The sequence below is a fragment of the Streptomyces sp. NPDC031379 genome, from assembly GCF_055569615.1.
On record NZ_JBVIIT010000033.1, the window covers coordinates 45,262 to 58,512 of the forward strand.

At 72.9% G+C, this 13,251-nt stretch carries 10 protein-coding genes; 7 read left to right on the plus strand and 3 right to left on the minus strand.

Annotated elements, in window-relative coordinates; translation table 11 throughout:
• Positions 1-18: 18 nt before the first annotated feature.
• Together scy and ACZ5CW_RS36205 are read left to right on the plus strand one after the other, a co-directional pair.
• Positions 19-3,966 carry a polarized growth protein Scy gene (gene scy, locus ACZ5CW_RS36200; protein ID WP_468609146.1) on the plus strand — a complete coding sequence of 1,316 codons (3,948 nt, stop codon included), beginning with the start codon at positions 19-21 and terminating at the stop codon, positions 3,964-3,966.
• Positions 3,967-4,147: 181 nt separating this feature from the next.
• Complete coding sequence (locus tag ACZ5CW_RS36205) at positions 4,148-5,083, plus strand: cellulose-binding protein (protein WP_468609148.1); 936 nt, start codon at positions 4,148-4,150, stop codon at positions 5,081-5,083.
• A 66-nt stretch (positions 5,084-5,149) separates the two neighbouring features.
• On the opposite strand, the gene ACZ5CW_RS36210 is transcribed toward ACZ5CW_RS36205, so the two are convergent.
• Entirely contained in the window at positions 5,150-6,664 is a 1,515-nt protein-coding gene (locus ACZ5CW_RS36210) for an outer membrane protein assembly factor BamB family protein (protein WP_468609150.1), read from the minus strand.
• A 187-nt stretch (positions 6,665-6,851) separates the two neighbouring features.
• On the opposite strand from ACZ5CW_RS36210, the gene ACZ5CW_RS36215 reads away from it, so the two are divergent.
• The 4 genes from ACZ5CW_RS36215 (at position 6,852) to ACZ5CW_RS36230 (ending at position 10,986) form a co-directional block, all read left to right on the plus strand.
• Positions 6,852-7,805 carry an ABC transporter ATP-binding protein gene (locus tag ACZ5CW_RS36215; RefSeq protein ID WP_468609152.1) on the plus strand — a complete coding sequence of 318 codons (954 nt, stop codon included), beginning with the start codon at positions 6,852-6,854 and terminating at the stop codon, positions 7,803-7,805.
• 3 nt (positions 7,806-7,808) lie between these two features.
• Entirely contained in the window at positions 7,809-8,582 is a 774-nt protein-coding gene (locus ACZ5CW_RS36220) for an ABC transporter permease (protein ID WP_468609154.1), read from the plus strand.
• Positions 8,583-8,713: 131 nt separating this feature from the next.
• Positions 8,714-10,105, plus strand: coding sequence for an ABC transporter ATP-binding protein (locus ACZ5CW_RS36225; protein ID WP_468609156.1), 1,392 nt, complete (start codon positions 8,714-8,716; stop codon positions 10,103-10,105).
• A complete protein-coding gene (locus ACZ5CW_RS36230; protein ID WP_468609158.1) occupies positions 10,102-10,986 on the plus strand; it encodes an ABC transporter permease in 885 nt (294 codons plus the stop codon). The genes ACZ5CW_RS36225 and ACZ5CW_RS36230 overlap by 4 nt, the downstream gene beginning before the upstream one ends.
• A 6-nt stretch (positions 10,987-10,992) precedes the next feature.
• On the opposite strand, the gene ACZ5CW_RS36235 is transcribed toward ACZ5CW_RS36230, so the two are convergent.
• Positions 10,993-11,325 carry an ATP/GTP-binding protein gene (locus ACZ5CW_RS36235; protein WP_468609160.1) on the minus strand — a complete coding sequence of 111 codons (333 nt, stop codon included), beginning with the start codon at positions 11,323-11,325 and terminating at the stop codon, positions 10,993-10,995.
• Positions 11,326-11,547: 222 nt separating this feature from the next.
• Here ACZ5CW_RS36235 and ACZ5CW_RS36240 point away from each other — a divergent pair, with 222 nt between their 5' ends.
• Positions 11,548-12,576: an LLM class flavin-dependent oxidoreductase gene (locus ACZ5CW_RS36240; RefSeq protein WP_468609162.1), complete on the plus strand. Its 1,029-nt coding sequence runs from the start codon at positions 11,548-11,550 to the stop codon at positions 12,574-12,576.
• A 115-nt stretch (positions 12,577-12,691) separates the two neighbouring features.
• Here the strand turns inward: ACZ5CW_RS36240 and ACZ5CW_RS36245 are convergent, their stop codons facing one another.
• On the minus strand, positions 12,692-13,084 hold the full coding sequence (locus ACZ5CW_RS36245) for an SCO5389 family protein (protein ID WP_014675028.1): 393 nt from the start codon (positions 13,082-13,084) through the stop codon (positions 12,692-12,694).
• Positions 13,085-13,251: the final 167 nt, after the last annotated feature.

A 13,251-nucleotide genomic window follows, 5' to 3' on the forward strand; every position in this document is an offset into this window, starting at 1 on the left:
GACGGATGGGACCGCGCAGTGCGGGGCTACGAGAGCCAGGAGCGAGAGCCGGCGGCTGACGTCGACCACCTCTCTCGGTTCGAGGCCGAGATGAAGCGGCTGAAGACCGAGCGGGAAAAGGCGATCCAGCACGCCGAGGACCTCGGCTACCAGGTCGAGGTGCTGCGCGCCAAGCTGCACGAGGCGCGGCGCACCCTCATGACCCGGCCCGCCTACGACGGCGGTGACATCGGCTATCAGGCCGAGCAGTTGCTGCGGAATGCCCAGATGCAGGCCGAGCAGCTGCGCCAGGACGCCGAGCGGGAGCTGAGCCAGGCCCGCGCGCAGACCCAGCGCATCCTGCAGGAGCACGCCGAGCAGGCCGCCCGGCTCCAGGCCGAGCTGCACCAGGAGGCGGTGACCCGGCGCCAGCAGCTCGACCAGGAGCTGGCCGAACGCCGCTCCACCGTCGAGTCGCACGTCAACGAGAACGTGGCCTGGGCGGAGCAGCTGCGCGCCCGCACCGAGCAGCAGGCCCGCCGGCTGCTGGAGGAGTCCCGCGCCGAGGCCGAGCAGGCCATGACCGCCGCCCGCGCGGAGGCCGAGCGGCTGACCCGGGAGGCCCGCGAGCGGCTGCAGAGCGACGCCGAGTCCGCCCGCGCCGAGGCCGAGCAGATCCTGCGCCGCGCCCGCACGGACGCCGAGCGCCTGCTGAACGCTGCTTCCACGCAGGCCCAGGAGGCCACCGAGCACGCCGAGCAGCTGCGCACCGCCACCGTCACCGAGTCGGACACCGCCCGCCGCCAGGCCGCCGAGCTGAGCCGGGCCGCCGAGGAGCGGATGACGGCGGCCGAGGAGGCGCTGCGCAAGGCGCAGGCCGAGGCCGAGAAGCTGCAGACGGAGGCCAAGGAGGCCGCCGCCAAGGCCCTCGCGAGCGCCGAGGCCGCCAACGAGACGCGGACGCGTACCGCGAAGGAGCAGGTCGCCCGGCTGGTCGAGGAGGCCACCAAGGAGGCCGAGAACACCAAGTCCGAGGCCGAGCAGCTGGTCGCCGACGCGCGGGCCGAGGCCGAGAAGATCGTCGCCGAGGCCGGCGAGAAGGCCCGCTCCGTCACCGCGGAGGAGACGGCCAGCCAGCTGTCCAAGGCGGCCAAGACCGCCGAGGACGTCCTCAACAAGGCGTCCGAGGACGCCCAGAAGACCACCAGGGCCGCCACCGAGGAGGCCGAGCGGATCCGCACCGAGGCCGAGGCCGAGGCGGACCGGCTGCGTGCCGAGGCGCACGACATCGCCGAGCAGCTCAAGGGCGCGGCGAAGGACGACACCAAGGAGTACCGCGCCAAGACGGTCGAGCTGCAGGAGGAGGCCCGCCGGCTGCGCGGCGAGGCCGAGCAGCTGCGCGCCGACGCGGTCGCCGAGGGTGAGTCGATCCGCGCCGAGGCCCGCCGGGAGGCGGTGGCGCAGATCGAGGAGGCGGCCAGGTCCGCCGAGGAGCTGCTGTCCAAGGCCAAGGCGGACGCCGACGAGCTGCGCCAGAAGGCGACCACGGACAGTGAGAAGGTTCGTACCGAGGCCATCGAGCGCGCCACGGCGCTGCGCCGGCAGGCCGAGGAGACCCTGGAGCGCACCCGCAAGGAGGCCGAGCGGCTGCGCGCCGAGGCCGCCGAGCAGGCCGAGTCGGTCCAGGCGGACGCGGAGCGGGCCGCGCGGGAGCTGCGCGAGGAGACCGAGCGTGCCGTCGAGGCCCGCCGTGGCGAGGCCGCCGAGGAACTGACCCGGCTGCAGACCGAGGCCCAGGAGCGGCTGGCGTCCGCCGAAGAGGCGCTCACCGACGCCCGGGAGGCGGCCGCCCGGATCCGCCGGGAGGCCGCCGAGGAGTCCGAGCGGCTGCGCTCGGAGTCCGCCGAGCGGATCCGCACCCTCCAGCAGCAGGCCGAGGAGGAGGCGGACCGGCTGCGCACCGAGGCCGCGTCCGACGCGTCCGCCTCGCGCGCCGAGGGCGAGGCCATCGCCGTACGGCTGCGTTCCGAGGCCGCCGCCGAGGCGGAGCGGCTGAAGGTGGAGGCGCAGGAAACCGCCGACCGGGTGCGCGCGGAGGCGCAGGCCGCCGCCGAACGGCTCGGCGCCGAGGCGTCGGAGACGCTGGCCGCCGCGCAGGAGGAGGCCGCCCGGCGCCGTCGCGAGGCCGAGGAACTCCTCGGTTCCGCCCGCGAGGAGGCCGACCAGGAGCGCGAGCGGGCCCGCGCGCAGAGCGAGGAACTGCTGGCCTCGGCGCGCAAGCGGGTCGAGGAGGCGCAGACCGAGGCGATCCGGCTGGTCGAGGAGGCGGACCGACGCGCGACCGAGATGGTCGCCGCCGCCGAGCAGCACGCCCAGCAGGTGCGGGACTCCGTCGTCGGGCTGCACGAGCAGGCGCAGGAGGAGATCACCGGGCTGCGCTCGGCCGCCGAGCACGCGGCGGACCGTACGAAGCGGGAGGCCGAGGAGGAGGCGGACCGGGTCCGCGCCGACGCCTACGCCGAGCGGGAGCGGGCGAGCGAGGACGCCTCCCGGCTGCGGCGCGAGGCGAACGAGGAGTCGGAGGCCGCCAAGGCGCTGTCCGAGCGTACGGTCGCGGAGGCGATCGCGGAGGCCGAGCGGCTGCGTGCGGACGCGTCGGACTACGCCCAGCGGGTGCGCACCGAGGCGTCGGACGCGCTCGCCGAGGCCGACCAGGCCGCCGCCCGTACCCGGGCGGACGCCCGCGAGGACGCCAACCGCATCCGCTCGGACGCGGCGACCCAGGCGGACACCCTCATCACCGAGGCGCGCAACGAGGCCGAGCGGCTGCAGACCGAGACGGTCGCGGAGGCCGACCGGGTGCGCACGGAGGCGCTCACCGAGGCCGAGCGGCTCACCACGGAGACCGCCGCCGAGGCCGAGCGGGTGCGCTCGGAGGCCCTCGCCGAGGCCGACCGGGTCCGCAACGAGGCCGTGGCGGGCGCCGAGCAGCTCATCGGGGACGCCACCGGTGACGCCGAGCGGCTGCGGGCCGAGGCCGCCGAGACCGTCGGCTCCGCCCAGCAGCACGCCGAGCGGGTGCGGGCCGAGGCCGAGCGGCTCAAGGCGGACGCGGAGGCCGAGGCCGAACGGCTGGTCAACTCCGCGCGCGAGGAGGCCGAGCGGACCCTGGACGAGGCCCGCAGGGACGCCAACAAGCGGCGTTCGGAGGCGGCCGAGCAGGTCGACACGCTCATCACGGAGACCACGGCCGAGGCCGACAAGCTGCTCACCGAGGCCCAGCAGCAGGCGCTGCAGACCACCGCGGACGCCGAGTCGCAGGCCGACACGATGGTCGGCGCGGCCCGCAGCGAGGCCGAGCGGATCGTCTCCGAGGCCACCGTCGAGGGCAACTCCCGGGTGGAGAAGGCCCGTACGGACGCCGACGAGCTGCTGGTCGGTGCCCGTCGGGACGCCACCGCCATAAGGGAGCGCGCGGAGGAGCTGCGCGACCGCATCACCACCGAGATCGAGGAGCTGCACGAGCGGGCCCGCCGTGAGGCCGCCGAGACGATGAAGACCGCCGGCGACCGCTGCGACGCGCTCATCAAGGCGGCCGAGGAGCAGCTGGAGAAGGCACAGGCGAAGGCCAAGGAGCTGGTCTCGGAGGCCAGCTCCGAGGCGGGCAAGGTGCGCATCGCCGCCGTCAAGAAGGCGGAGGGGCTGCTCAAGGAGGCCGAGCAGAAGAAGGCCAGCCTGGTCAAGGAGGCCGAGGAGCTGAAGGCGGAGGCGATCCGCGAGGCCCGGCGCACGGTCGAGGAGGGCAAGCGCGAGCTGGAGATCCTGGTGCGCCGGCGCGAGGACATCAACGCCGAGATCTCCCGTGTCCAGGACGTCCTGGAGGCGCTGGAATCCTTCGAGGCGCCGTCGTCCGGCAAGGACAACGGAGTCAAGGCGGGCGCGACGGTCGGCGCCCCTCGTTCGGGTGGCAAGTCGTCAGACAGCTAGCGGATCGGGTGCGTTCCGTTGTCTTCTGGGGGCTTTGCCCGAGTCCTCGGCAAGCCGTCCGCCGGTCAGCCACCCAAAAGAGGTGCCATTCTCCAGATCAAAACCGTATCCGCTCGATGACACACCGCTTCGGCCCCTAGGATTCCCTTATCACCTCACCGGTCTCATTGACAGGAACCCCATGAGCGACACTTCCCCCTACGGCTTCGAGCTTGTGCGGCGTGGGTACGACCGCGCTCAGGTGGACGAACGTATCTCCAAGCTCGTCTCCGACCGTGACAGCGCTCTCGCCCGCATCACCGCTCTGGAGAAGCGCATCGAGGAGCTGCACCTCGAAACGCAGAACGCCCAGGCACAGGTCACCGACGCCGAGCCGTCGTACGCGGGTCTCGGCGCGCGGGTCGAGAAGATCCTGCGCCTGGCCGAGGAAGAGGCCAAGGAGCTGCGTGAGGAGGCCCGGCGCGCGGCCGAGCAGCACCGCGACCTCGCCGAGTCGGCGGCCCAGCAGGTCCGCAACGACGCCGAGTCCTACGCCGCCGAGCGCAAGGCGAAGGCCGAGGACGAGGGCGTCCGGATCGTCGAGAAGGCCAAGGCCGACGCCTCCCAGCTGCGTTCCGAGGCGCAGAAGGACGCACAGTCCAAGCGCGAGGAGGCGGACGCCCTCTTCGAGGAGACCCGCGCCAAGGCCGCGCAGGCCGCCGCCGACTTCGAGACGAACCTCGCCAAGCGCCGCGAGCAGTCCGAGCGTGACCTGGCCTCGCGTCAGCAGAAGGCCGAGAAGCGCCTCGCCGAGATCGAGCACCGCGCCGAGCAGCTGCGCCTGGAGGCGGAGAAGCTTCGCACGGACGCCGAGCGCCGCGCCCGCCAGACGGTGGAGACGGCCCAGCGCCAGGCCGAGGACATCGTGGCCGACGCCAACGCCAAGGCCGACCGGATCCGCTCGGAATCCGAGCGCGAGCTGGCCGCCCTCACCAACCGCCGCGACTCCATCAACGCCCAGCTGACGAACGTCCGCGAGATGCTCGCCACGCTGACCGGCGCCGCGGTGGCCGCTGCCGGCACGTCGACCGAGGACGAGCCGATCTCCCGGGGCGTCCCGGCGCAGCAGTCCCGGTAGTCTCCGGCAGTCGTACGACGCCTTGAGGGGCGGTGGGACCTGGTCCCGCCGCCCCCTTTCCGTTCCCTAGCGCAGCCCGAGCACGGGCGGGCCGTTCGTGCCGTCGCCGTTGACGAAGACCCAGGTGTCGCCCGCCCGCAGCAGTTGGCCGCCGGTGGAGTACCGGTCCGAGCGCACGGTGGTGCCGTCGTCCTCACCGATGCGGTGGCCGTCGGCCGTGTCGAGCGTCCACAGCCGGCCGTCGCCGAGCACGGCCACCCGGTCGCGGCCGGCGGGGGCCAGTGCGGCGACGCCCTTCAGGTCGGTGTGCCACAGCTGCCGGCCGTCGCGCAGCCGGTAGCCCGAGACGCGCTCGGGCAGGGAGGCTCCCGGCTCGGTGCCGGCGACGACGAGGGTGCCCCCGCGGACGACCGCCCAGAGCGCCGGCCGTGCCGTGAAGGTGTCGTAGTCGACCGGAAGCGGCGTGAGGTCCTCCTCGTCACCGGTGAGCGGGATCTGCACCGGGTCGCCGTCGTCGTCCGGGTGGACCAGCACGGCCGCGACCCCGCGCTTGTCGCTCTCCTTCACCAGCAGGGTGAACGGTTCGGCGGCGAGCACCATGACCGTGTCGGCCGGGCTCTCGATGGGCAGGTCCACGCTGCCCTGCTGCCTCCCGGTGGCGTTGTCCAGGGTCACCACCCGTCCGTCGGCATGGTCCAGCGTCTCGCACGTCACCACGACCCGGGTGGTGCCGCCGGCCGCGGAGACGACGTCGGGCGCGCACCGCGTGCCGTCACCGCTCTTGCGCCGCAGGTCGGCGCTCCAGCGCGGCCGCCCGTCGGCGAGGCCGTACGCCTGGACACCCGTGTCGGTCAGCGCGAGGGCCACGTCCCCGTCGGCGGCGAGCAGGCTGTCCCTGCCGGAGGTGTACTGGGCGACGCCCTCGACGGTCCGCTCCCACAGCTTGCGTCCGGTCCGGGTGTCGACGCCCCACACCGTGTCGCAGGGCTTCTTGTAGCGCGCGAAGGCGACCAGGCCGACGCCGTCCACGACGCGCTCGCTCATCGCGCAGACCGACTCGCGCACGGGGGCGCGCAGCGTCCAGCGGCGCTCCCCGTCGTGGGAGTCGTAGGCGACGAGCGCGTCGGTGCGCACCCGGACCACCGTCGCGGCGTCCTCGCCCACGGTCCAGACACCCTGCGCCCGCACGGTGGACGGCCGGTCGAGCCCCGCATGCCAGACGGCGTCGAGGACCGGGCCGCGCATCCACTGGTACGCCTGCCAGCCGGGCCACAGCGCGAGCGGCAGGCCGGCGACGACGAGGACGGCGGGCAGGACCTTGCCGGGCCGTCGGCCACCGAGCCGGGCGACGGCGGCCCCGAGCGCGGGGAGTCCGGCGAAGGTCAGCACGAACGCCAGGATGAGGGTGGGTGTGGTGCCGTCCGGACAGGCCCGGTATCTGCCGCAGGAGTTGCCCGGGATCGACGTCCACCCGAGGATGTGGAACTCCACCGCGAGCCCGAACACCGCCGCGGCCAGCACGACCGCCAGCCCCGCCCCCACCGCGCCCCGTGCCGTGCGCGGTCTGCCGTCCTCGACCACTTCTGCCCCCGCTCGTGTTCAGTTCTCCGGCGCCCCCCGGCGCCGCCCCCGGCGATCAAGGGGGCTGGGAGCATAACGCCCGGGAGCGGGCGGCGTCAGCGGCGGACGCACGGCTCCCCCACCCGCGCGGCGCCCCGGGCCGACCGCTCGAGTGGCAGGGCCCCGGAGGCCGTCCTAGCGTGGCCGCATGATCGAGTTGGAGGGGCTGACCAAGCGGTACGGCGACAAGGTGGCGGTCGACCATCTGACGTTCACGGTCAGGCCGGGCACCGTGACCGGGTTCCTCGGGCCCAACGGCGCCGGGAAGTCCACGACCATGCGGATGATCCTCGGGCTCGACCATCCCACCGCCGGCGACGTCCGCATCGACGGCAGGCACTACGACCGGCTCAAGGATCCGCTGACGTACATCGGCGCCCTGCTGGACGCCAAGGCCGTGCACGGCGGCCGGAGCGCCTACAACCATCTGCTGTGCCTCGCGCAGAGCAACGGGATTCCCGGACGCCGGGTGGCGGAGGTGCTGGACACCGTCGGTCTGACGGCGGTGGCGCGGAAGAAGGCCAAGGGGTTCTCGCTGGGCATGGGGCAGCGGCTGGGGATCGCCGGTGCGCTGCTGGGCGACCCGCGGATCCTGATGTTCGACGAGCCGGTCAACGGGCTCGACCCGGAGGGCATCCACTGGATCCGGACCCTGATGAAGTCGCTGGCCGCGCAGGGGCGGACGGTGTTCGTGTCGAGCCATCTGATGAGCGAGATGGCGCTGACGGCGGATCACCTGGTCGTCATCGGGCAGGGCCGGCTGCTCGCGGACACCTCCATGGCCGACTTCATCCGGCAGAACTCCCGGTCGTACGTCCGCATCCGTTCCCCGCAGCGCGAACGGCTGCTCGACGTGCTGCACGAGGCCGGGATCACGGCCGTGGAGGCGGGCGGCGGCGCGCTCGAGGTGGCGGGCGGCAAGGCCGAGCGGATCGGTGAGCTGGCGGCCCGGTACGGGCTCGTGCTGCACGAGCTGAGCCCGCAGCAGGCCTCGCTGGAGGAGGCGTTCATGCAGTTGACGGCGGAGTCGGTGGAGTACCACGCGCATGCCGCTCCGGGTCCCGGTCCGCAGGACTGGGGCGCCGGCTGGAAGGAGGCGTGAGAGATGGCGGCCGTCCAGGTCATCCGGTCCGAATGGACCAAGATCCGGTCGGTGGCGTCCACGGTGTGGACGCTGTCGCTGGCCGTGGTCGTCACCGTCGCCCTCGGCGTGCTGATCTCCGCGTTGTCGAACAGCCAGTACGAGAACATGCCCGTGCGGGAGCGGCTCTCCTTCGATCCCACGGTCATCAGCTTCGCGGGCATGACCCTCGGCCAGCTCGCCATGATCGTGTTCGGGGTGCTGGTCGTCTCGAACGAGTACAGCACCGGCATGATCCGGGTCTCGCTGGCCGCCGTTCCGCAGCGCGGCACCTTCCTCTTCGGCAAGATCGCGGTGGCCACCGCACTGGCGCTGGTCGTCGGCCTGGTGACGAGCTTCGCCGCGTTCTTCCTGGGGCAGACGATGCTCGGCTCCCACCGGGCGGGGATCGGCGATCCGGGAGTGCTGCGCGCGGTGGTCGGCGGCGGGCTGTACATGACCCTGATCGCGATGTTCTCCATGGGCGTCGCCGCGATGCTGCGCTCGCCGATGCTGTCGCTCGGCATCCTGATGCCGTTCTTCTTCCTGATCTCCAACATCCTCGGCAACGTCGACGCCACGAAGCAGGTCGGCCGCTTCCTGCCGGACCAGGCGGGCAGCCGGATCATGCAGGTGGTGCCGATCACCGGCGACGACACGCCCTACGGCCCCTGGGGCGGGCTCGGGATCATGGTGCTGTGGGTGATCGCCGCGCTCCTGGGCGGTTACGTCCTCCTCAAGCGCCGGGACGCCCAGTAGAAGTCACTGTCACGCACCGTCATGTTCTGGCTTTACCTTCTTTTGGGCGGAACCGTCAGCGCCTCGATATCCTCCTAACCCTTACGGGGGCGTGTGCCCCGCTGTCCTGAACCTTTCGATGGGTGCGGAGCATGATCGAGGCTGTAGGCCTTACCAAGCGCTACGGCGACAAGACCGCCGTGTACAACCTTTCCTTCCAGGTGCGACCGGGAGCCGTGACCGGATTCCTCGGGCCGAACGGCTCGGGCAAGTCGACGACGATGCGGATGATCCTCGGGCTGGACAACCCCACGTCCGGCTCGGTGACCATCGGCGGCTACCCGTACCGCAGGCTGCCCAACGCGCCCCGGCAGGTCGGCGCGCTGCTCGACGCCAAGGCCGTGCACGGCGGCCGGTCGGCCCGCAGCCACCTGCTGAGCCTCGCCCAGCTGTCGGGCATCCCGGCCCGGCGCGTGGACGAGGTGCTCGGGGTCGTCGGCCTGCAGGATGTGGCCAAAAAGCGCTCCAAGGGCTTCTCGCTCGGCATGGGCCAGCGCCTGGGCATCGCCGCCGCGCTGCTCGGCGACCCGCAGGTGCTGCTCTTCGACGAGCCGGTCAACGGCCTCGACCCCGAGGGCATCCTCTGGGTCCGCAACCTGATGAAGGCCCTGGCGGCCGAGGGCCGTACGGTCTTCGTCTCCTCGCACCTGATGAGCGAGATGGCGCTGACCGCCGACCACCTCATCGTCATCGGGCGCGGACAGCTGCTCGCCGACATGAGCGTGAAGGACTTCATCTCCGCCAACTCGGCGGACTTCGCGCGCGTACGCACCCCGGACACCGAGCCGAAGCTGCGCGAGAAGCTCTCCTCCGCGCTCGCCGAGGCCGGCGGCCATGTCCTGCCCGAGCAGGACGGCGCGCTGCGCGTGACCGGGCTGCCGCTGCCCCGCATCAGCGACCTCGCGCACGAGGCGGGCGTCCGGCTGTGGGAGCTGTCGCCGCACCAGGCCTCGCTGGAGGAGGCGTACATGCGGATGACGCAGGGTGCCGTCGACTACCGCTCGACCATCGACCAGAAGGCGGGCCTGCAGCAGCCGCTGCCGCCCGGCGCCCAGCCGCCCATGCCGGTGCCCGGCCAGGGCCAGCCCGGCTGGTACGCCCCGCCGTCGCCGCAGCAGGGCGGGCAGCCGTTCGCGATGCCGGCGGCGCCCGCGGGGCCGTACGGAGGCGCTCCGGCGGGCGCGTACGCTCCCGGCACCCCGGCCCCCAACCCGTACGCCCAGCAGCCCCCGCAGGCTCCCCAGCCCCAGCAGGCGGCCCAGGCGGCTCAGCCGGCCCAGGCGCCGCAGGCCCAGCCGGCCGCGCAGGAGCCTCAGTCCGCTCAGGGCCGGCCGGCCACGGCCCCGGCGGTCGCGGCCGCGCCGCCCGCGCCGCAGCAGGCCCCCGCCGCCGCTCCCCCGGCCCCCGCCGCCGCACCGGCCACGGCCGCCGCATCCGCCCCCGCCGACCCGACCCAGACCCAGTCCAAGGACGTCGCCCGATGAGCACCCACCAGCCCCCGATGCCGCAGGCTCCGGCTGCCGCGCCCGACTGGCAGGCGGCGCCCGGCGGGACGTACCCCGGCTACACCTCGCCGATCCCGGTCGTGCGCACCCACCTCGGGCACGCGCTGGCCTCCGAGTGGACGAAGATCAAGTCGGTGCGGTCGACGATGTGGACGCTCGGCGTGTTCGTGGTGCTCGTCGTCGGCATCGGCCTGCTGGCCGGCGCGGTGGTCGAGTCCAACTCCGACTCGGCGAGCCTGTCCGGCGAGAACCCGCTGTCGTTCGGGTTCTTCGGACTGCTCCTCGGCAGCATGTGCATCATCACGCTCGGCGTGCTGACCACGGCGTCCGAGTACGGCACCGGCATGATCCGTACGACGGCGACCGCGTGCCCGACCCGGGGCCGGGTGCTCGCCGCCAAGTCGATCGTGTTCTTCGCCGTCGCCTTCGTCGTCACGCTGGCCGCGTCCGGCTTCGTGGCCATGCTCCACGCGTCCATGCTGGGCAACACCGGCGCCCGGACCCCGTCCGGCTCGGACTGGCTCAAGGACACCGTCGGCGTCAGCCTCTACATCGCGCTGCTCGGGCTGCTCTCGCTGCTCATCGGCTCGGTCATCCGGCACTCGGCGGGCGCCATCACCATCATGATCGCGGCGGTGCTCGCGCCGCTGGTGATCGCGCTGTTCATGGCCGCGTCCTCGCTGCAGAAGGTCCAGGAGTGGCTGTTCGAGTACTCCATCCCGAGCCAGCTCGGGGTCTTCTACGACAACTCGCTGAGCACTTCCGGCCCCACCGGCTGGGACCCGCTGTGGATCATCCTGGGCCTGACGGCGGTGGCCTACGCCGGGGCGTACGCGCTGCTGCAGAAGCGGGACGTGTAGCGGCCGCTAGAACCTGGGAGCGTTACGGGACCGCTGCACCCGCGTGGTGCGGCGGTCCTTCGCGTTCCAGCACGCCTTGTGCCAGTGCCGGCGGTCGTCCACGCCCGCGTGCTCCGGCCAGGCCACCACGTGCGGGACGCCGGAGGGGATCATCTGGTCGCAGCCGGGGCAGCGGTAGGCCTTGCCCTCCGTGCCGGCGCCGGCGACATGGCGCACGCTCCACTCCTCGCCCTGCCAGTTCTCCGTGGACTGCCAGCCGCCGTACCGGCCTGCGTGGTCGTCCTCGGCGCTCCGGCCCGACGATCCGGCTGCCTTCGGTCGGTTGCGACGCGGGGACACGGGACACCTCTCGGAGCTATACAGGAAGCACGGACTGCATCCAGCCTACGCGCCGCCGAGAGGGGTACCCGTACGGCACCAACCCGTACAAGTCCCCCTCCAGGACGACCCATTCTGCAGACAATCCGCAAATCTCTCCGCGAGACCGTGTCCTGGGCACGTGTCAGACGGTTATGCCGGGTGGGGGAGCTCCGGGTCGGAGGCAAGGAAGCGGGAAGAGCGATGCGTGTAGGAAGTTTTGTGCTGGCCGCCCAGTTCCCGGGCCAGGGCCAAGGCGAGGCCCTGCACCGGGCGGTTCGCTCGGCGGAGGTCGCCGAGCAGTCCGGCCTGGATGCCGTGTGGCTGGCCGAGCACCACTTCGTGCCCTACGGCACCTGTCCGTCGGCGGTCACCCTGGCCGCCCTGCTGCTCGGCCGTACCCGCCGCATCCGCGTCGGCACGGCGGTCAGCGTACTGCCCACCGCCCACCCGGTCGCCCTCGGCGAGCAGGCCGCGCTGCTGCACATGACGAGCGGCGGACGGTTCACGCTCGGCGTGGGCCGCGGCGGGCCCTGGGTGGACCTGGAGGTCTTCGGGGCGGGCCTCGAGGCGTACGAACACGGATTCCCGGAGTCACTCGATCTGTTGCTGCGCTGGCTGCGCGAACCGTCCGTGGCGGCCTCCGGCGAGCGGTTCTCCTTCCGTGAGGTGCCGGTCGTACCCCGCCCCGCGGAGGCGCTGACGGACGCCCCGGGGCCCGAGGTCGTGGTCGCGTGCACCTCGCCGGCGAGCGTGCGGCTGGCCGCCGAGCGCGGGCTGCCCATGCTGCTCGGGATGCACGTCGGGGACGAGGAGAAGGCCGAGATGGTCGCCCTGTGGCGGCGCTGCGCCCGCGCGGCGGGCCGGGCGGCCGAGGAGATCGCCGGTGCCGCCCATGTGTCGGCCGGGGTCTGCCAGCTCTCCGACCGGCGCACGGACGCCGTGGAGACCCTGCAGAAGGCGATGCCGGGCTGGCTGAAGCAGGGCCTGGAGGCCCATGTGACGGTGGACGGGCGGGCGCGCACGATGCGCGACCCGCACGCCTACACCGAACTGCTCTGCGGGCTGCACCCGGTGGGCACCCCGCGGCTCGCCGCCGACCGGCTCGCGGCCACCTCGGAACGCACCGGCATCTCCCGCTTCGCGCTCCTCGTGGAGGGCTCGGGCGACCTCGCCGCCACGGAGGAGAACCTACGCCGCCTCGGCGCCGAGGTGCTGCCCCAGTTGCGCTGACCCGCGCCGGACGCGCGAGCCATCCGGGGGCTTGCCGCCCCGGCGCGGGATGCACCTCCCGGGGGTGGAGCGGCAAGCGAGCGCCTCGTCGCCTCGGTCCTGCCGAAGCCGCCGGTCAGCAGTCCCGAAGCTCCGGCGACTGGTTGAGCAACTGGTTGCGCACCGAGGTGAAACGGGCCAGCGTCTCGTCCACCGAGGCGTCCAGCGGGAACACCGCCACGCGGTGGCAGTTCTGGAAGGCCAGCCGCACACCGAAGTGCCGCTGCAGCGCGCCGCGGATGGCGTCACTCGCGAGCGCGCGCAGCAGCTGACCGCGTGCCTGCTCGTCCGGCGGGGGCGTCTGGTTGTCGGCGAAGGGTCCGCCGTCCACCTTCAGCTGGGCCACCAGGGAGCTGATCATCTCCCATGCGTAGGGCAGGGAGGTCCGGACGCAGTCGACGAATGCTGCTTCGTCGACCTCGCCTCGCTCGGCCTGTTCGAGTAGGGCCGGTGAGACGTCGAGCGACATGGGTTCTCCTCTCGCACCCCCGAAGAGCAGGGGTTGCCGGACAGAAAAGGGAGTTCGCGATTTCGAACACGCTCAGTACATACGCCGCGACCTCACGTTCACTACGGTAGGCAACGGTCGGTGACCACACCAGCAGAATGCGTATATGGAACGGTCCCGTTACGCCC